This window comes from Klebsiella sp. H-Nf2 (genome assembly GCF_002806645.1).
Taxonomy (GTDB): Bacteria; Pseudomonadota; Gammaproteobacteria; order Enterobacterales; family Enterobacteriaceae; genus Klebsiella; species Klebsiella variicola.
Genome location: NZ_PIBL01000001.1, coordinates 141,780 through 159,423, shown reverse-complemented (window position 1 = coordinate 159,423; position 17,644 = coordinate 141,780). Strand labels below are relative to the sequence as shown.

At 56.5% G+C, this 17,644-nt stretch carries 18 protein-coding genes; 7 read left to right on the top strand and 11 right to left on the bottom strand.

The window, feature by feature from the left end:
• Positions 1-48: 48 nt before the first annotated feature.
• The 3 genes from CWM58_RS00835 to CWM58_RS00825 all read left to right on the top strand — a co-directional run bounded on the left by CWM58_RS00835 (position 49) and on the right by CWM58_RS00825 (position 3,430).
• A complete protein-coding gene (locus CWM58_RS00835) occupies positions 49-1,332 on the top strand; it encodes a YeaH/YhbH family protein (protein ID WP_061154951.1) in 1,284 nt (427 codons plus the stop codon).
• A gap of 1,074 nt (positions 1,333-2,406) precedes the next feature.
• Complete coding sequence (gene cspG, locus CWM58_RS00830) at positions 2,407-2,619, top strand: cold shock protein CspG (RefSeq protein ID WP_061154952.1); 213 nt, start codon at positions 2,407-2,409, stop codon at positions 2,617-2,619.
• A 328-nt stretch (positions 2,620-2,947) separates the two neighbouring features.
• Entirely contained in the window at positions 2,948-3,430 is a 483-nt protein-coding gene (locus CWM58_RS00825) for a glutathione peroxidase (protein ID WP_100679972.1), read from the top strand.
• Between the two features lie 121 nt (positions 3,431-3,551).
• Here CWM58_RS00825 and CWM58_RS00820 read toward each other — a convergent pair whose 3' ends face one another.
• Both CWM58_RS00820 and CWM58_RS00815 read right to left on the bottom strand, forming a co-directional pair.
• On the bottom strand, positions 3,552-3,863 hold the full coding sequence (locus CWM58_RS00820) for a hypothetical protein (protein WP_012968478.1): 312 nt from the start codon (positions 3,861-3,863) through the stop codon (positions 3,552-3,554).
• Positions 3,864-3,925: 62 nt separating this feature from the next.
• Entirely contained in the window at positions 3,926-4,855 is a 930-nt protein-coding gene (locus CWM58_RS00815) for a LysR family transcriptional regulator (RefSeq protein ID WP_100679971.1), read from the bottom strand.
• A 97-nt stretch (positions 4,856-4,952) separates the two neighbouring features.
• On the opposite strand from CWM58_RS00815, the gene CWM58_RS00810 reads away from it, so the two are divergent.
• The gene (locus CWM58_RS00810; protein ID WP_100679970.1) at positions 4,953-6,005 is read left to right on the top strand and encodes an SDR family oxidoreductase; all 1,053 of its coding nucleotides are present in this window, start codon (positions 4,953-4,955) and stop codon (positions 6,003-6,005) included.
• Between the two features lie 9 nt (positions 6,006-6,014).
• On the opposite strand, the gene CWM58_RS00805 is transcribed toward CWM58_RS00810, so the two are convergent.
• On the bottom strand, positions 6,015-6,896 hold the full coding sequence (locus CWM58_RS00805; RefSeq protein ID WP_100679969.1) for a LysR family transcriptional regulator: 882 nt from the start codon (positions 6,894-6,896) through the stop codon (positions 6,015-6,017).
• 175 nt (positions 6,897-7,071) lie between these two features.
• Between CWM58_RS00805 and CWM58_RS00800 the strand changes: the two genes are divergently transcribed.
• Positions 7,072-8,262 carry an MFS transporter gene (locus CWM58_RS00800; protein WP_100679968.1) on the top strand — a complete coding sequence of 397 codons (1,191 nt, stop codon included), beginning with the start codon at positions 7,072-7,074 and terminating at the stop codon, positions 8,260-8,262.
• Here the strand turns inward: CWM58_RS00800 and CWM58_RS00795 are convergent.
• The 7 genes from CWM58_RS00795 to CWM58_RS00765 all read right to left on the bottom strand — a co-directional run bounded on the left by CWM58_RS00795 (position 8,259) and on the right by CWM58_RS00765 (position 14,475).
• Positions 8,259-9,275 (bottom strand): C45 family autoproteolytic acyltransferase/hydolase, encoded by a 1,017-nt coding sequence (locus CWM58_RS00795; RefSeq protein ID WP_100679967.1) that lies wholly within the window; start codon positions 9,273-9,275, stop codon positions 8,259-8,261. The genes CWM58_RS00800 and CWM58_RS00795 overlap by 4 nt on opposite strands.
• A gap of 21 nt (positions 9,276-9,296) precedes the next feature.
• The gene (gene glnQ, locus CWM58_RS00790; protein WP_012542105.1) at positions 9,297-10,019 is read right to left on the bottom strand and encodes a glutamine ABC transporter ATP-binding protein GlnQ; all 723 of its coding nucleotides are present in this window, start codon (positions 10,017-10,019) and stop codon (positions 9,297-9,299) included.
• 2 nt (positions 10,020-10,021) lie between these two features.
• On the bottom strand, positions 10,022-10,678 hold the full coding sequence (gene glnP, locus CWM58_RS00785; RefSeq protein ID WP_100679966.1) for a glutamine ABC transporter permease GlnP: 657 nt from the start codon (positions 10,676-10,678) through the stop codon (positions 10,022-10,024).
• Between the two features lie 51 nt (positions 10,679-10,729).
• Entirely contained in the window at positions 10,730-11,482 is a 753-nt protein-coding gene (gene glnH, locus CWM58_RS00780) for a glutamine ABC transporter substrate-binding protein GlnH (protein WP_008807644.1), read from the bottom strand.
• A 127-nt stretch (positions 11,483-11,609) separates the two neighbouring features.
• Positions 11,610-12,164 carry a carboxymuconolactone decarboxylase family protein gene (locus tag CWM58_RS00775; RefSeq protein WP_206053113.1) on the bottom strand — a complete coding sequence of 185 codons (555 nt, stop codon included), beginning with the start codon at positions 12,162-12,164 and terminating at the stop codon, positions 11,610-11,612.
• The gene (locus CWM58_RS00770; protein ID WP_016160729.1) at positions 12,161-13,489 is read right to left on the bottom strand and encodes an aspartate aminotransferase family protein; all 1,329 of its coding nucleotides are present in this window, start codon (positions 13,487-13,489) and stop codon (positions 12,161-12,163) included. Before CWM58_RS00770 ends, CWM58_RS00775 begins: the two co-directional genes overlap by 4 nt.
• A 128-nt stretch (positions 13,490-13,617) precedes the next feature.
• Positions 13,618-14,475 carry a MurR/RpiR family transcriptional regulator gene (locus CWM58_RS00765; RefSeq protein ID WP_008807647.1) on the bottom strand — a complete coding sequence of 286 codons (858 nt, stop codon included), beginning with the start codon at positions 14,473-14,475 and terminating at the stop codon, positions 13,618-13,620.
• Positions 14,476-14,701: 226 nt separating this feature from the next.
• On the opposite strand from CWM58_RS00765, the gene CWM58_RS00760 reads away from it, so the two are divergent.
• Entirely contained in the window at positions 14,702-15,709 is a 1,008-nt protein-coding gene (locus CWM58_RS00760) for an AraC family transcriptional regulator (protein WP_100679965.1), read from the top strand.
• A 102-nt stretch (positions 15,710-15,811) separates the two neighbouring features.
• Entirely contained in the window at positions 15,812-16,642 is an 831-nt protein-coding gene (locus CWM58_RS00755) for an oxidoreductase (RefSeq protein WP_008807649.1), read from the top strand.
• 13 nt (positions 16,643-16,655) lie between these two features.
• On the opposite strand, the gene CWM58_RS00750 is transcribed toward CWM58_RS00755, so the two are convergent.
• Positions 16,656-17,591: a LysR family transcriptional regulator gene (locus tag CWM58_RS00750; RefSeq protein WP_100679964.1), complete on the bottom strand. Its 936-nt coding sequence runs from the start codon at positions 17,589-17,591 to the stop codon at positions 16,656-16,658.
• Positions 17,592-17,644: the final 53 nt, after the last annotated feature.

The window sequence follows — 17,644 nt, the reverse complement described above, 5'->3', positions numbered from 1 at the left end:
AGCTGAATGATGATAAGCAAAGTTGGCTAATGCAGTACAGGAGGGCATATGACCTGGTTCATAGACCGACGCCTGAACGGGAAAAACAAAAGCGCCGTCAATCGCCAGCGCTTTTTGCGCCGTTATAAGGCGCAGATTAAACAGTCGATTTCCGAGGCTATCAACAAGCGCTCGGTGACCGATATTGAGAGCGGAGAATCCGTCTCGATCCCGACGGACGATATCAACGAGCCGATGTTTCATCAGGGTCGCGGCGGCCTGCGCAACCGCGTCCACCCGGGCAACGATCATTTTGTGCAAAACGACCGGATTGAGCGCCCGCAGGGCGGTGGCGGCGGCGGTGGCGGCGGTCAGGGGCAAGCCAGCGCCGACGGCGAAGGGAAGGATGAGTTTGTCTTCCAGATTTCAAAAGATGAGTACCTGGATCTGTTATTTGAAGATCTCGCCCTGCCGAACCTGAAGAAGAATCAGCACCGGCAGCTGAATGAGTTTAAAACTCATCGCGCTGGCTTTACCTCGAATGGGGTGCCAGCCAACATCAGCGTGGTGCGTTCGCTGCAGAACTCGCTGGCCCGCCGTACGGCAATGACCGCTGGCAAGCGCCGTGAACTGCGTGCCCTGGAGGAGGATCTGGAGACCATCAGCCGCAGCGAACCGGTGCAGCTGCTGGAGGAGGAGCGCCTGCGTAAAGAGATTGCCGAGCTGCGCGCCAAAATTGAACGGGTGCCGTTTATCGACACCTTTGACTTACGCTACAAAAATTACGAAAAACGGCCGGAGCCCTCCAGCCAGGCAGTGATGTTCTGTCTGATGGACGTCTCAGGCTCGATGGACCAGGCCACCAAAGACATGGCCAAGCGCTTTTATATCCTGCTGTATCTGTTCCTCAGCCGGACCTATAAAAACGTCGATGTGGTCTATATCCGCCACCATACCCAGGCAAAAGAGGTGGATGAACACGAATTTTTCTATTCTCAGGAAACCGGCGGCACCATCGTCTCCAGCGCCCTGAAACTGATGGATGAAGTGGTGCAGGCCCGTTATGACCCGGCGCAGTGGAACATCTACGCCGCCCAGGCGTCGGATGGTGACAACTGGGCCGATGACTCCCCGCTGTGCCACGAACTGCTGGCGAAGAAAATTCTGCCGGTGGTGCGTTATTACAGCTACATCGAAATTACCCGCCGGGCGCATCAAACCCTGTGGCGCGAGTATGAACATCTGCAGGCGACCTTTGATAATTTCGCCATGCAGCATATTCGCGACCAGGAAGATATCTACCCGGTATTCCGCGAACTGTTTCACAAGCAGTCATCCAAAAACGAAGCTTAATTAAATAAAATCAGCCAGTTAGCATAAGCTGCTGGCTGATTTCTCTATCTTGTGCGTATCTTTTATTTGCTCAATTAATCAATGCGTTAAATTTCATTTTGGGGGAATGGCCAATCAGACTTCTCGTGAACCCCATTTTTTTGCTGTTTTTTACACCCAAAATAGGGCTGCAAACTCATATCTGCGAGGAGCGTTCTACAACGCAAACGTGAGGTCAGTGCAATGCGTAGCGGGAGGTAGTACAGTGACAATAGCTGTAAATAAAAGCATGTTTTAAAAAACAGTATTGACCTTACATTATAAGTGAGTAAATTAGTATTCAACAGCACAATGAAAGAAGTAAGTTAGTGAATAGTAAGCAGTACTGGGTAAGCCATTTTGCTTTACAGGCCATGAAGTTTGTTGTTTGGGATGTAGTTTGCTTTCAGGCCTCGTAGTATTTGTGCTGGTTCGCAAAATGGTAGTATGAACGCGACGATGTAAGGCCTTGTTTTTTTTGAGTTGATGCTGGCGTTTTTTATTTATAGTCACCATGCCGGCAAAGGGCGATGCATCAAAGAGTATATGTCGCGAGGGAGGATGTGCTTGTTTGTGTTGCCACGCTTAGACATTAAAAAGCGCGGGCATGTCTATAACGAGATAAATAGAGGGAGGTTTTTTCGTATTAATGCCCAATATTATCTGTAGTAAACGGGTACATTGAAAAGAAGTATCAATAGCAGTATCACTTTATTAAGTCCATTAATGTTAAATCTGAATCCTGTAGTACCTTAAAAGCCCTGGCTGCAATGGTCAGGGCTTTTAAGATCACGCCCTCCCCTCTCATTTGTAAATTTCCCCAACATTTTTTTGACAAAACTTATCTTGACTCTTTACCTACAGGAGCCCATTATGCCGCATCGGTTTGGCATACAGACCTTATGAAAGCAGTTTTAGTAAAGCAGTCCTCATTTCAAGCGTTATCCTTAGATACTCTTCTGCATGAGCCTCCTCCTAAGTGCCCAATAAGTCCTCATCTGCAAGCAGGCCATGTTTGCCACCCTATGTGGCTCAAGAAAAATTAAGGAAGTATCTATGTCTAATAAAATGACTGGTTTAGTAAAATGGTTCAACTCTGAAAAAGGCTTCGGCTTCATTACGCCAGCAGATGGTAGCAAAGATGTATTCGTACATTTTTCTGCTATCCAGAGCAACGATTACAAAACACTGGATGAAGGGCAGAAGGTTGAGTTCTCGATTGAGAATGGCGCCAAAGGTCCGGCAGCTGCTAACGTTGTCACGCTGTAATAGCTGATGACGACATGAACACTTACGACAGCGATGACGGCATCAGCCTGAGCAGATAAGTGAACATGATTTAAAACCCGCCTTGAGCGGGTTTTTTACATATCAGGCATGTATACAACTGAGAGTTGATCTCCTCCCTGAAAAACAGTACCAGGCTAAACTGGCGTATCTGGTCTTTTTCCACTTCATCGTAAGAACCATTCACAGTGGGACTCAGCCATAGAAACGCGTTACCAGACTTTCATGCTATAACCACGACGCGAACCCGGCATTAACACGCTACGTGGCAGCGTCGGCGTTGAACTGTTTCGATTCTCAGGAGCCCGCTATGACCCCTTTTTATCAATTGACGGCTACCCGCCTGCGCGGCCAGACCCTCTCAATGGCTGACTACACTGGCAAGGTGGTTCTGGTGGTGAATACGGCCAGCCATTGTGGCTTCACACCGCAATACGCTGGCCTGGAAGCGCTCTACAAAAAGTACGCGGCTCAGGGGCTGGTAGTGCTTGGTTTCCCCTGCAACCAGTTTGGGAAGCAGGAACCCGGCGGCGCGGATGAAATTGAGCAGACCTGTCACGTTAACTACGGCGTGAGCTTCCCGATGTTTGAGAAAGTGGACGTCAACGGCCCCGCCGCACACCCGCTGTTTCGTTATCTGAAACACGCGTTGCCCGGCGTACTCGGCGGACGGATCAAGTGGAATTTCACCAAGTTCCTCATCGCTCGCGATGGCACACCCCTCACGCGTTTTGCGCCGTTCACGACGCCGGAGAAAATGGAGGCCTCCATTGTCGCTGCCCTCACGCGCTGAGTGTTCCCGTCATGCCACGTTCACCCAGCGGTGACTGGCTGCCCATGCAAGGTAGAAGTCGATCGCACGCAGCCAGCCACCGTCTGTTGCTGGACAGTCTTCCACCTGCCCGGTCATCAGCCTACAGTGGCGACACGGCCTCAACTTCATGCTGAAACACGTAGGGGTCGGAGAGGAGTTCGAATGCGTCGTCGTCCGGATAGGTGACCGCGACGTGATAGTCTTCGCCTGCGAAGGCTTTGACCGCCGCAAGATCCTGCCAGTAGGTGGCGAGAAAGAAATGCGCCCATTCGCCCTGGTTTTCCTGGCGCACCAGCGCGCCTCTGTTGCCGGGGATACCCCGGGCGTGATCCACGCCGGTCTGCTCAAGGTGGCGGGCAAACCCCTCAGCATGTTGCAATGGCACACAGCCGTGCCAGGTCCTGACAATCATTTGCGTTCTCCTGTGGTGATAAACGTCTCACCTTACCATCAGGAGCCACCTGTAGGGGAGCGTCACGATACCGCGCACGGCTCTGAATCAGGTGGCACCTCGCCCTCTGCCCCCGCGGTTATCTCCGGCAGTCGCGCCTCAATCAAGGCGATCACGCTTCTGACCCTCGGCGGAATAAAACGGGCATCGGGATAGACGGCATACAGGAAACGGTCCGGTAATCGCCAGTCAGCCAGGATCGGCACCAGCCTTCCAGCCCTGAGGGCCCTGGCCGCCAGCGGTCGCTGCATCCCTCCGATGCCGATGCCGGATTCCAGCGCCTGCAACAGCGCATCGCTGGTGTTAGCCCGAAAAACGGTCTTAACCTGCACGTCTCTCGTCTCGTCTGCGGAAATGATCCGCAGCGGAGCATCAAGCGGGAGGCCGCTAAACCGAACGTGTGGATACACCGCCAGGTCGTCCACGGACTGGACGGCGTAATGACCTGGTGCCGCAAAGAGCGCCGTTTCAATCCGCGCCAGAACCCGCGCAGCATGGGATGGCGGCGGCTCATGGCCGAGACGCAGCGCCACATCCACCCCTTCGGTAACCAGATCGGCGATCCGATCGTCGAGCGACAGCATCAGGTGCAGTTCAGGATATTGCATCTGCAGCGCCAGCAAATGCGGCAGCAGAAGACTGCCGAGACCACTCGGCAGCTGGACATGCACTCGTCCCTGAAACTGAGGCTCCGCCGGGTTGAGCCGCCTTTCCGCCTCCTGCATGGCGTTCAGCACCCGCTGCATATCACGCCGGTAATGCTCTCCCTGCTCAGTGAGCATCATGGCCCGCGTCGTACGATGGAGTAACACCACGCCAAGCTCCTGTTCGAGCGCGGCGATCTGCTGACTGACGGCAGATTGCTTCATCCCGAGCTGCCGGGCGGCTGCGGAAAATGAGCCGGCTTCGGCAACGCGCAGAAAGGTGGCGATGGCGGTGAGCTTATTATTCATTTCATGATTCTGCTGATAAGTGTCATCCGTTTCATGGGATAGGTGGCAAAAAAATAATCTAGCACACTGTGTCGGTCACCTTCCCAGGAGAAACACCATGAACAAGACATCCTCTCAGGTCGCACTGGTCGCTGGCAGCAGCGGCATCGTTGGCCGCCAGCTGGTCAACACCCTGTTACATCGTGGATGGGAGGTTATCGGCCTCAGCCACCGCGCCCTGTCGCAACCGGGGGCGATCCCGATGACTCACGTCGATTTACGCGATGCCCGGCACAGTGCGCAAGCACTCCAGCCGCTGTCCACCGTGACCCACATTTTTTACAGTGCCTGGATGAATGCCGGAAACTGGAGCGAGATGGTGGAGCCGAACGTTACCATGCTGCGTCATCTGGTCAGCCACATCGAACAAAACGCCCCGCTGCAGGCGGTCAGCCTGATGCAGGGGTATAAAGTGTATGGCGCCCATCTTGGCCCCTTTAAAACCCCGGCGCGGGAAAGCGACCCCGGCGTACCCGGGGCTGAATTTAACGCCGCTCAACTTGCGTGGCTCCGCCACTTTCAACAAGGCAAAACCTGGCACTGGAGCGCTATCAGGCCCGGCGTGGTGGGCAGCCCGGTGCCGGGTAACGCCATGAATCTTGCGTTGAGCATCGCGCTGTACGCGTCACTGTGCAAAGCCCTGGGCTTACCGCTGCGCTTTCCCGGCACGTTAACCACCTGGCACAGCATTGTCGATCATACTGACGCCGATCTGCTGGCGGAGGCCACGCTGTGGGCCGCCACCTCACCGGCGGGGGAGAACGAGGCCTTCAACGTCAATAATGGTGATATCTGGCGCTGGTGCGAGCTGTGGCCGCGCATCGCGCAGTGGTTTGAACTGGAATGCGCCCCGCCGGTCAGGCTCTCATTTCATCAGTTATTCAATGACTACCGTGCCGTCTGGCGCGAGCTGGCCGCAGAGCGGCTGGTGGAAGCGGACATTCTGCGCCTGAGCGACGGTCAGTTTGCCGATTTCGTGTTCGGCTGGCAGTACGACATGTTTGGCGATGGCAGTAAACTGCGCCGGGCTGGCTTCCAGCGGATGCAGGCCACAGACGAGATGTTTTTCAGCCTGTTTTCGCAGCTGAGAACGGCGCGGGTGATCCCCTGAGCGTTAGCGTCAGGGCAACGCCAGCCGGTCTTGATGGTGCGCAAAGAGGGTGATGAGATGGTCGGCGAGAACCCGCACGCGTCTGGACCCGGCCAGGTCGGAATGCATCACTAACCATAACGTCTGATCCGCGCCGATCTCCGGCTGCAGGCACTGCAGCCCGTTGGCCCGCGCCATAAAGTGCGGCAGGACGCCCAGCCCAAGTCCCGCTGATACCGCGGAAACCTGGGCCACGAGCGTATTGGCTTCGACTTTACACGGTCGCCCTCGCAGGGTGCGCGTGATCCATTGGGCGGCCGGCAGGTGCTGGTGAGTCTCCGGCCACCCCACAAAGTCCGCCTCGCTCAGCGACAGGCCGTCCGCACCGGCCAGATAGCTGGCGGCGCCATAGACGCCAAACCCCACCGATCCCAGCCGCTTTAAGGTCAAATGCCCGGCGTCAGGCTTAACCATGCGGATCGCCAGATCGGCATCCCGACGGTGCAGATTCACCGGCTGCACACCGCTCAGCACCTCCACCCGCAGGTCAGGATAGTGGTCCAGGAGCCCTTTCAGGGAGGGCAGAATAAAATGCGTGGCCAGGTTGTCCGAGGTAGCCAGGCGGACAACCCCGGCGACATGCCCCTGCAGTTGCGCCGCCTCGCCGAACGCCAGGCCTGCGTATTCCAGCGCCTCCGCCCGCGCGAGCAGGGCTTCGCCATCGTCGGTCAGGCGATAGCCGCTCTGATGGCGGCTGAAAAGCGGGACTTTCAGCGACTGTTCCAGCCGATCCAGCCTGCGGGACACCGTGGCAATCCCCATGTTCATCTTGTCGGCGGCGCCGCTTAGCGTTCCCGCCCGGGCGATGGCGAGGAATATGCGCGCATCATCCCAGTTAAACTCTGCCGTCATCTCTTTTCCATTTATGGAAAACGGTTCTCCGTTTTCTGCTCTTTTTTATCATTTTCGCAGGGATGATACTCCACGTCACTCGCGGAGACAAACAGGCTATCCGATCGCCGGTTCTCTCCTCACCTGAACGTCCGTGCACCATGCACGACTTCCCTCTTCTTAGGATACGCCTGACATGAAAGAGATTGCTTTACCCCTTAACCCAACCCCGACGCGCGTCTGGATAGCCGTCATTGCGCTCGGGATCTGCGCCTTTTCGATCGTCACCAGCGAACTGGCGCCGGTGGGCATGCTCAGCGCCCTGGCGGCGGATTTTCACCAGACGGAATCCGGTATGGGGCTTGCCGTCACCGCCTACGGCTGGGTAGGCGCCCTGGCGGCCCTGCTTTCCGGCGCGATGCCGGCGCGTATTTCACGCAAGGCGCTGCTGGTCGGGCTGATGCTGACCCTGGCGCTTTCCTGCCTCGCCGCGACCCGGTCTTATTCCATGTTCGCCCTGATGAGCGCCCGCATGATTGGCGCCCTGGCGCATGGCGCTTTCTGGGCCTTAATTGGCATCGTCGCCGCGCAGCTGGTCCCGCCGCACCGGCTGGGGCTGGCTACGGCAATCATTTTTGGCGGCGTGTCGGCGGCAAGCGTAGTGGGGGTACCGCTGGCGAGCTTTATCGCCACCCTGGCGGGCTGGCGACACGCGTTTTTGGCGGTGGCCCTGTTGTCACTGGCCGCAGCGGCAGTGCTATGCTCGACGCTGCCCGCGCTGGCCGCGTCCACCCCCGTCAGGCTGGGTGTTTATCGCGATATCTTCCGTAATCCGCTGCTCTGCGGTCTGTATGGCGCCACGGCCTGCATCATTACCGCTCACTTTGCCGCCTTCACCTATGTTGAACCGCTGCTGATAACACTGCAGGGAGTACCGGCGACCGCCCTCTCCGGCCTGCTGCTGTTGTCAGGGGTTTCCGGGCTGGTGGGTAACGTTATCGCCGGTAAGCTTATCGATCGTCATCTGAAGGGGCTTATTTTTGCTTCACTGCTGCTGAGCGGGGGCGCGCTGGCGATCCTCGGCACCGGACAACTTGCGCCCCTACCTTTCTGTTTTAGCGGGCTGCTGTTAGCCCTGTGGGGCGCCGGTATCGCGATTGTGTTCGTCGGCTTACAGACCTGGCTGCTGCGCAGCGCAGGCGCGGTCGCCCAGCCGGCGTCAGCCATTTACGTGGCTATTTTTAATGCCGCCATTGGCACCGGGGCGCTTGTCGGCGGCCAGCTGATCGCCACTGCCGGCTTGTCAGGCATGGCGTGGCTGGCGGCGGGGATCATGGCGTGCAGTACGCTGCTGATCGCCCTGCTGAAAGCGCCCTCAGACCGCTAAAGGCTGCCCTGTAAAACCGCGTTTTCACGATCCAGGGTGAAGACCTGCCACGCGACCCGGGTCGTGCTCAGGGTAAAAATGGCCGTCGCCAGCGTATTTTCGTCATCCGGATCTTCCGCAGACAGCCGGTAAATCGGTAACAGCGGATCATGCTGGTCGGAGAGCATCGCTTTCGCTGTTACCCCATCCAGCGACGGGTTCGTCGCCAGCCAGGCATCCAGGCGCTGCTGTCGTGAGCCGGAGCTCCCGGTCACGATCTGTTCAATGGTCTCAAGCTGGGGATGGATCAGATGGTTGGCATGCCCAAAGGTGGCGGTCAGCTGGCGCACTGAGCTGCCGGAGCCGGTAGCTTCAACGCTAAACAGACGGCTATCGCCCATTTGACCCAGCGTGTGGTGAAACGCGCCCGCGCGCGATGTCGCGGTCAGCAGGGTAATGGCGTCATCTAACGTGGTGGCATTCAGCGATGCGCGGGCCAGTATCTGGCGCGGCATCCCCTCCGGACGATGCACAGCACGAATATTGTTGACCGTATTGACTATCCCTTTCTCATTCACCGCGAAGGTGTGCCCGCACAGGGAGCCGGGGTAGGCGAAGCTGGTGAAGGCGAGGCCCACATCCGGTGCCACGTGGACGATGGCGCAGTCACCGCGCAGCTGCGGGAAACCGTCTTCGTTGTGCGCAATAATTAACTCGCCCTCAGCGCTTTTCCCCGCCAGGGTAGTGCAGCCATCCGACGTCGAACGCACCAGATCGCCGCGACAGTTCCAGGCAAACACCTCATCCACCGGCGCCTGCAGCCCCTCCGCCATGCCCTCCAGCTCCTGCCAGATCAGCGGAAACTGAGCCTGGACGGTTGCGCGCATGCGCTGGGTTTGCTCCGCCGTTTTCAGGGCGGTTACGGTTTGCCACAGCGCTGTTTGCCTGATTTTAGTATGCCAGGCCTCACGACCAAACGCGCCAAGCTGCTGACCCACCGCATAGGCGGAACCACGGATTGCGATTGTTTTCATATTGTTATCATTCACTTATGTTCAGGATACGTGTTGCAAAAACTCTTGCAGACGCGGATTGCTGCTGGCAGTGAGCAGCACCTCAGGTGAACCATCTTCGGCAATGGTGCCGCCATCAATAAAGATCAACCGGGAAGCCACCTCTCTGGCAAAGCCAATCTCATGGGTCACAATCACCATCGTCATGCCCTCTTCGGCCAGCGAGCGCATGACCTTTAACACCTCATGCCGCAGTTCGGGATCGAGAGCGGATGTTGGCTCATCAAATAACATCATTTTGGGTTTTACCGCCAGGGCACGAGCTATCGCCACGCGTTGCTGCTGCCCCCCCGAGAGCTCTGCCGGATAGTGGTTGGCGCGTTCACGCAGACCCACGCGGTCCAGCAACGCCAGCGCCTGCTCCCGCGCCGCGGCCTTACTCTGCTTACGCACGCGAACCGGACCGAACATGACATTCTCAAGGGCGGTCAGATGCGGGAACAAATGAAACTGTTGAAACACCATACCGGCTTCGCGGCGAATATCACACTCATTCGCGTGCGGATCCGTAATATGCATGCCCGCCACCAGCAGCGTTCCCGAAGAGATCTCCTCCAGCTTGTTAATGCAGCGCAACAGGGTCGATTTTCCCGAGCCGGACGGGCCAATGATCACCACCACCTCGCCCGCTTCAATCTTTAAATTGATATCGTGCAGCACCTGAGTGGCGCCGAAGTTTTTCGCTACCGCGCTAAATTCAACCATGCTCATAAAATATGGATCCTTTTCTCAAGTTGTTTCAGCAGGAAGCTCAGACACAATGTCAAAAACAGATAAATCATCGCCACCGCCGTCCACACCTCCAGCGCCCGAAAGTTACCGGCAATAATCTCTTGTCCCTGGCGGGTTAATTCTGCCACGCCAATAACAATAAATAGCGAGGTATCTTTTATACTGATAATCCACTGATTGCCTAATGCCGGGATCATTCGCCGAAAAGCCAGCGGCATAATGACATGTAATAGGGTGCTGCGTGGCGATAACCCCATCGCCAGGCTGGCTTCTTTAAAACCTTTATTGATCGACAGAATCGCGCCCCGGGTGATCTCCGCTATATAAGCGCCGGAGTTAATCACAATGGTAATAATTGCGGCAGGAACCGGGTCAATACGCACTGGCAACACCATCGGCAGGGCGAAGTAGATAAACATCACCTGCACCATGATCGGCGTTCCACGGATTAATTCCACAAACACCAGCGATACCGTTTTTGATATTTTTCCGCCTAATGCGCGGCAGGTTCCCGCCAGCAAGCCAATGATTAACCCACCTAACAAACCGGACAAAGAGATAATCAGCGTCAGCTGCAAGCCCTGCATCAGCAGCGGTAAAGCATCCCAAATATAGCGACTGTCAAAATTCATCATTCTACCCGTCAAGAAGAAATGAGGTCGGATCGCTCCGACCTGGCAGGGTTATTTCGGCTGTTTAGCAAACCACTTTACGTAAATCTTGTCGTAGGTACCATCGGCACGCAGGGCCTGCAGAGCCTGGTTCACTTTTGGCGTCAGGCTGCTGTTTTTCTGCATCGCAAAGCCATATTGCTGTGGCAGAATGCTGTCCGTCTCCCCGGTGGATTTGACCTTGCCATTACCCGCCGTCTTCACGTAGTAAAGGACATTTGGCGAATCGTGAACGACGGCATCGAGATTGCCGGCCTGCAGATCAAGGTAGGCGTTATCGATGTTCGGGAACTCGATATAATTCGCTTTATATTTGCTTTTCATAAAGCTGGCCGCCGCCGTCCCCTGCTTAAGGCCAACTTTTTTTCCGGTCAAATCACTGAATTTGGCAATGGAATTATCAGTACTTTTCACGGCTATTAACAGGTCGGCATTATAATACCCATCACTGAAATCCACGACCTGTTTACGCGCATCGGTAATGGTTATGCCGGCCATCGCCACGTCCAGATTGCGCGACTGCAGCCCGGGGATGAGGCCGCCGAAATCCATCGGCCTTAATTCGTAGCTGATATGCATTTTCTTTGCGATAGCGTCCCACAAATCGATATCAAAGCCGACATATTTATCACCTTGTTTAAATTCAAAAGGGACAAAGGCGGTATCCACGCCCACCGTTATTTTATCCTGGGCTGCTGTCACAAAACTGGCTGAACAAATAACCAAAGCCAGCGTCAGTTTTAATTTATTAAATAATCCAGTCATAATTACCCTCAGCGTCAATGAAATGGCATGCAACGAATATCAGCCTGCGATATATATCGCCGGAAGAACCAATAACAACACTTGATATGCAGGGCGCATTATTATGCGCCCGAATGAAAAGGCTAACTTATTCAGAAAATAGAGAGTCGGTGGTATCCGGTACGGGCGTCTGGGCGCTGTTCATCACCATGGAGAGAAAACTGTAATAACCGTTTATCCCAATCAGATCCACCACGCCCTTCTCACCCCATAAATCAACGGCTTGTTGCCAGGTGCTATCACTCACCTTTTGCTGTTGATGCAGTTGCTGACAGAAGTCATATACCACCTGCTCATCGGGCCGGAGATCGTCTGGCGGGCGCCGTTGCTTAATCGCCCGCACCGCCGCGGCAGAGATGCCCTTCTCACGTGCTATTGGCGCATGGATCGCCCACTCTACCGGCTGTGACCAGTGCCGTGCGGTCAGCAAAATCGCCAGTTCAGAAAGACGCTGACCCAGCGCGCTGCGATAACGTAAATACTCCCCCATACGCTGGGCATGCGCCATCAGCTCGGGACTACGCAGCAGCGGCTCAAAAGGCGGCAGCAAGGCGCCGCGCGGCCCATTGATAATCTCTTCCGCTAACTGACGTTGCTGCTCGTCCCATTCCTGTTCCGCCAGGGGCGGTAAACGATTAATCATAATTTCCCCGTCTCTTCGCGGATCACGCTGTTCAGCGTATCGACCACAAAGTCGATCTGCGCCGGGGTGATGATAAACGGCGGCGCGATCAGGATGTGATCGCCATACTGACCATCGATCGTGCCGCCCATGGGATAGACCATCAACCCGCGCGCCATACAGTTTGCTTTGATCGCAGCATGCAGCTTCAGGGCAGGGTCGAACGGGGTTTTGTTGTCTTTATCGCGCACCAGCTCGACGCCGGCAAACAGGCCGCGCCCGCGCGTATCGCCGACATGCGGTAACTCACCCAGCACCTCGCGCAGGGCCTGTTGCAGATAGGCGCCCTGCTGTTTGACGGCAGCCAGTAAATTATCGCGCGCAATCACCTGCTGCACCGCCAGAGCTGCCGACGCGGCGGTAGCATGACAAATATAAGTGTGACCATGCTGGAACAACCCGCTGCCCGCCTTCAGCGCGGAAACAATGGTCTCACTCGCCAGTACCGCCCCAATCGGCTGATAACCCCCGCCGAGCCCCTTGGCGATGGTCACTAAATCAGGCACCACGTCGTCTTGCTCAAACGCGTGCAGCGTCCCGGTACGCCCCATACCGCACATCACCTCATCTGCGATATACAGGATGCCGTATTTATCGCACAGGCGGCGTACCCCCTTCAGATAGCCTGGCGTCGGCGGCGTGGCCCCCGTCGTCGCCCCCACCACGGTTTCCGCACAGAAACCGATAATCGTTTCCGGGCCGGCCTCAAGGATGGCTTGCTCCAGCTCATTAAGCAGACGTTCGGTATACTGTTGCTGGGTCTCGTCAGCCCGGCGATCGCGGTACTCATTGCAGGCTGAGACGCGGATAACATCCATTAATAAGGGGGCAAACTGGCGACGGCGCCATTCGTTACCGCCCACCGCCAGCGCGCCCAGCGTATTGCCGTGATAGCTCTGTTTACGGGCGATAAATCGGGTGCGCGATGGCTGGCCGATCTCCACAAAGTACTGCCGCGCCATCTTCAGCGCCGTCTCTATTGCCTCGGATCCGCCCGAGACAAAGTAGGCATAGTTAAGCTCGCCGGGTGCCGTGCGGGTGAGATGTTCGGCCAGCTGTTCCACGACATCACTGGTAAAAAAACTGGTATGCGCATAGGCCAGCTGATCGATCTGGCGGTGCATCGCCGCCAGCACATCAGGGTGTGCGTGTCCGAGGCAGGAAACCGCCGCCCCGCCGCAGGCATCAAGATACGGTTTTCCCTGGGCATCAAAGATATAGGCCCCCTGGGCACGGGAGGCCACGATCGGCGTGCTACGCAGGCTGCGGTGAATGACATGACTCATACTGGGTTCTGCTCCTGAATCCGCTACATTAATTGAGCGTATCTTGCAGGATCCATTTGGATCACGTCAACGAAATAAAGATATAAATGCATCCATAATTCTTATATCAGATACATTTGAATCATTTATCAGGATTTACCGGGGATCACATAGACGCCAGAATCGATAAGATAGCGTTCGGCACTTTCAATTTTACTCACCGCCTCCCGGCCGTGGCGCACCACCAGCATCGCCAGTAAACACTCCGCCAGCCCCATGCCGGAGACCACGGAAGGGAAAAATGACGGACTGTCGATGGAAAACAGCAGCGTGCAGTCTGCCGCCTGCGCTAAGGGGGAAACCGGCGAGTCGGTAATGGCGAGGATCTTCGCCCCTGCCTGCCGGGCTGCCCGTAAAACATCCAGTGATTCGCGTGAATAGGGCGCAAAGCTGGTGAGTAAGACGCAATCCCGGTTGGTCAGTTCGCGGGTGAAAACTTCGATATTGCTGGCCAGGCCATCGATTAACGATACCTGCCGGTTGAACAGTCGATAGACATAAAACAGCGACCACGCGATTGGAAAGCTGGCGCGGAATCCGCAGATATAGACATTCTCCGCGCTATCGAGCAAGGTCACCGCCTGCTCCATCTCCTGCGCATTTTCGTTTTGCGTAAAGGTCAGATTCGCCTGATGCGCCTGAAAAACCTCTTTATACAGCTGCGTTTGCGTGCCGCGGGCCATCATTTTTTCCGCTTTTGATACGTACGTATCATTGCGCAGCCCGAGGTCGTCAATGAAATCGCTTTTCAGCTCGCTCCAGCCGCGGTAACCCAGCCGCTGCGCCAGACGCAGCAGCGTCGCCGGTTTTACCCCGGCTTCCGCCGCGAAGGCACGCATCGATAACACCACCAGTTGGCTGGCATTTTGCAGTGAGAACTCGGCGGCGCGTTGCAGCTCGGGCGACAACCCGCCGAATTCATTAATGATTTTTTCCCTGAGATTCATGGCAGCTACTTACTGGTTTTAAGTGAAAGCTATCTAATCATATTTGAGATCAAGACTCTATAGGTGGCTAACGACCCCGCGGGTCACATCCGTTCCCCCTTCTCATTGCTGGCGTGCTTTACTTCAAATATGGCGCAAGAGGAATGTCACTGGCGAGTGGGAAAAGGTATGCTCTTATCAGGGGGCGTTGCACATCAAAGCCCTGTTCACTGCTGGAAATTTCACCATGGCACGCAACCGCACTTTTTCTCTCAATCTCCGTTGGCGAGCGCTGCTCAAAGACGCAGGGATGGAGCCTGAACATCTCCTCCGCCAGGCCGGTTTGCCGGACGACACCTTTTCAGACATCAATCGCGGTCTGACTACCGATGAGTATCTGCGTTTCTGGCGCGTGCTGGAAAAAGAAAGCGACGATCAGGCCTTTCCTTTGCCCTTTGTAGAAAGGGTCTCTGCGGAAGTGTTTGATCCCCCGCTGTTCGCCGCCTTGTGTAGTACCCACATGATGCAGGCGGTCCAGCGGCTGGCCAAGTATAAACTGCTTATTGCCCCCATGGTGCTGGAGACGATGGTCGTGCAGAACGGCACGCTGACAGTGTCTCCGCGCTGGCTGGGAGCAACAGAAATCCCTGCCTCTCTGGAAGTGGCAGAGCTGGCATTTTTACTTCGGCTGAACCGACTGGCCACCCGCGAACCGGTTCAGGCCGTGAAAGTAACGCTCTCACAGCCCCTCACCCGCCAGCAGACCCACCACTTTTCAGCCTTCTTCGGCACGACCATACAGCGTGGAAAGCGGGCGACCATCAGCTTTGCCGCCGCTGATGCCCTGCGGCCCTTTTTGACGGTGAACGAGGGTATGTGGCAGGTCTTTGAGCCGGAGCTGCAGCGTCGTCTCAGCCAGCTTAGCGATCAGGCCTCAACGGCTGAACGTGTTCATGCAGTCCTGCTGGAGCTTCTGCCGGGCAACGACGCCTCTATCGACAATACGGCGCAACGTCTGGGAATGAGCAAACGCACCCTGCAGCGCAGGCTGGAGCAGGAGGGAGAGAATTATCGCGCCCTTGTTCACGCTTGTCGCGAAGCGCTGGCTCGCCACTATCTTCTCAATACCACGCTTTCCGGTTATGAGATCGCCTTTCTGCTCGGTTTTGAAGATCCGAATTCCTTCTATCGGGCTTTTATGGCGTGGACCGGCCAGACGCCAGAAACCCTCAGAGACATGATGCGCCTCAACTAAGCGCGCGTCATGGCGCGCTTTGCCAGTATTGTGGCGTACCGTGCCAGCGACACCGCGCCTGACAGCAGGCACACTCAGCGCAGTCTACTTGCCGAGGTGTTTATGTTTATTCAGGAAAAGAAAACCGCGCTGGTCACCGGCGCATCGTCAGGGATGGGGAAAGCCATTGCCCGTCGTCTTATCCAGGAGGGTTACCAGGTTTACGTTGCTGCCCGGCAGCTCGGGAAAATGGACGATCTGGCTTCGCTAGGGGCCCAATGCCTGCAGATGGATCTCTCACGACAGGACGATCGGCTGGCGGTCGTGAACACCATTCTGTCTCAGACCGGAGGGGTCGATGTACTGGTCAATAATGCCGGTTTTGGCCTGTATGGCCCGGTCGAAGAGATCGGTATCGATGAGGCTCGCTACCAGTTTGAGGTCAATCTCTTCGGCGCGGCGCATCTCACGCAACTACTGCTTCCCGCGATGCGCGCCCGCCGTCGCGGATATATTGTCAATATCTCTTCTATGGGCGGGAAGATGTATAGCGTCCTCGGCGCATGGTACCACGCCACCAAACATGCACTTGAGGGGTGGTCAGACTGCCTGCGGCTGGAAGTCGCCGACTTCGGCATCAAGGTGGTTATCATCGAACCTGGAGTGATTGAAACCGGCTTCGGCGATGCGGCCAGTGAAAGTATTGTCAAACGTTCGGCCACAGGACCGTATGGTCAGTTGGTAAAAGGGGTCGCCCTGTCGATCCAAAAAACGTACGGCCATGGCACCGGCAGCGACCCGCAGACGATCGCCGAGGCGGTCCTGGTCGCGGTGAAGGCCTCAAATCCACGCCCCCGTTATGCCGTTGGTAAGTATGCCAAACTGCTTATCCGGATGCGTGTCTGGCTGGGCGACCGTCTTTTCGATCGTATTATCCTCAGCCAGATGCGCTGAGGTCATGTTCTGCTCACCTTCGCCTCGCGCTGGAGGGGGATGACTCCCCCAGCCAGTCGATAAAAAACGCCATAAACGCCGACCCCTGCGGCGGCTGCAGCTTTCGCTGGGGAAAGACAAACTGCAGCCCAACCTCCTTGCGGTCTAAGGGGCTGAATCCGGTGAAGCGCTCGGCAAACAGCACCTGAAGCCGTCCCTCCTCGACATCCCTCTTCACATCCCACCATGATTTACCGGCGATCCCCGCCCCGCTGAGCGCCCACTGCCGCAGCAGTGCCCCATCGTCGCAGACCATCGCCGGCGTCACCCGCACCACGCGCTCCTTTCCCGCTTCCTCAAAGCGCCATTCATTCATCACCACACCGTGCCGCTCTAGCGCCAGGCAGCGGTGATGGTGCAACTCGTCGAGGGCGGCAGGCGTTCCGTGAGTGGCAAGATAAGCCTCCGAAGCCACCAGCACCCGGTGGTTGGGGCGGATATGGCGGATCGCCAAACTACTGTCTGGCAGGTTACCGACGCGAATGCTCATATCCAGCCGGTTGGCGACCAGATCCTCCACGCGCTCACCTAAGAACACGGAAAACGTGACCTCCGGATGACGGCGGGAAAAGTCGACGATGGCCGGGCTAAGATACTGTCGGCCAAAGTCGGAGGGGGCGGAAAGACGAATATTGCCGCTCAGCACCCCTTCCTTTTGCGTCAGCAACGATTCGGCGTGACGGGCCTCCTCCAGTACGCGCCGCGCGGCATGATAAAAATCTTCCCCCGCCCTGGTCAGGGTGATCGCGCGCGTGGAACGATGGAACAGGCGGGTCTGGTAGCGCTCCTCCATCGCCTTCAGGCGGGCCGTCATGGTGGCCGGTGAGAGCGATAACCGTCTGCCGGCGGCGGAGAGTCCCCCCGCCTCGGCGACAGCCACCAGCAGCGCCATATCTTCCAGCTTGCCCATTTTTCGTATTTCCTGAAAAGTGAATCTGATTTTAGCCTAATTATCAAAATCAG

Bases quoted from the DNA above. Each gene is read 5' to 3' on its own strand.
- CWM58_RS00835 (WP_061154951.1), top strand. From the start codon at position 49: ATGACCTGGTTCATAGACCGACGCCTGAACGGGAAAAACAAAAGCGCC.
- cspG (WP_061154952.1), top strand. From the start codon at position 2,407: ATGTCTAATAAAATGACTGGTTTAGTAAAATGGTTCAACTCTGAAAAA.
- CWM58_RS00825 (WP_100679972.1), top strand. From the start codon at position 2,948: ATGACCCCTTTTTATCAATTGACGGCTACCCGCCTGCGCGGCCAGACC.
- CWM58_RS00820 (WP_012968478.1), bottom strand. From the start codon at position 3,863: ATGATTGTCAGGACCTGGCACGGCTGTGTGCCATTGCAACATGCTGAG.
- CWM58_RS00815 (WP_100679971.1), bottom strand. From the start codon at position 4,855: ATGAATAATAAGCTCACCGCCATCGCCACCTTTCTGCGCGTTGCCGAA.
- CWM58_RS00810 (WP_100679970.1), top strand. From the start codon at position 4,953: ATGAACAAGACATCCTCTCAGGTCGCACTGGTCGCTGGCAGCAGCGGC.
- CWM58_RS00805 (WP_100679969.1), bottom strand. From the start codon at position 6,896: ATGACGGCAGAGTTTAACTGGGATGATGCGCGCATATTCCTCGCCATC.
- CWM58_RS00800 (WP_100679968.1), top strand. From the start codon at position 7,072: ATGAAAGAGATTGCTTTACCCCTTAACCCAACCCCGACGCGCGTCTGG.
- CWM58_RS00795 (WP_100679967.1), bottom strand. From the start codon at position 9,275: ATGAAAACAATCGCAATCCGTGGTTCCGCCTATGCGGTGGGTCAGCAG.
- glnQ (WP_012542105.1), bottom strand. From the start codon at position 10,019: ATGGTTGAATTTAGCGCGGTAGCGAAAAACTTCGGCGCCACTCAGGTG.
- glnP (WP_100679966.1), bottom strand. From the start codon at position 10,678: ATGAATTTTGACAGTCGCTATATTTGGGATGCTTTACCGCTGCTGATG.
- glnH (WP_008807644.1), bottom strand. From the start codon at position 11,482: ATGACTGGATTATTTAATAAATTAAAACTGACGCTGGCTTTGGTTATT.
- CWM58_RS00775 (WP_206053113.1), bottom strand. From the start codon at position 12,164: ATGATTAATCGTTTACCGCCCCTGGCGGAACAGGAATGGGACGAGCAG.
- CWM58_RS00770 (WP_016160729.1), bottom strand. From the start codon at position 13,489: ATGAGTCATGTCATTCACCGCAGCCTGCGTAGCACGCCGATCGTGGCC.
- CWM58_RS00765 (WP_008807647.1), bottom strand. From the start codon at position 14,475: ATGAATCTCAGGGAAAAAATCATTAATGAATTCGGCGGGTTGTCGCCC.
- CWM58_RS00760 (WP_100679965.1), top strand. From the start codon at position 14,702: ATGGCACGCAACCGCACTTTTTCTCTCAATCTCCGTTGGCGAGCGCTG.
- CWM58_RS00755 (WP_008807649.1), top strand. From the start codon at position 15,812: ATGTTTATTCAGGAAAAGAAAACCGCGCTGGTCACCGGCGCATCGTCA.
- CWM58_RS00750 (WP_100679964.1), bottom strand. From the start codon at position 17,591: ATGGGCAAGCTGGAAGATATGGCGCTGCTGGTGGCTGTCGCCGAGGCG.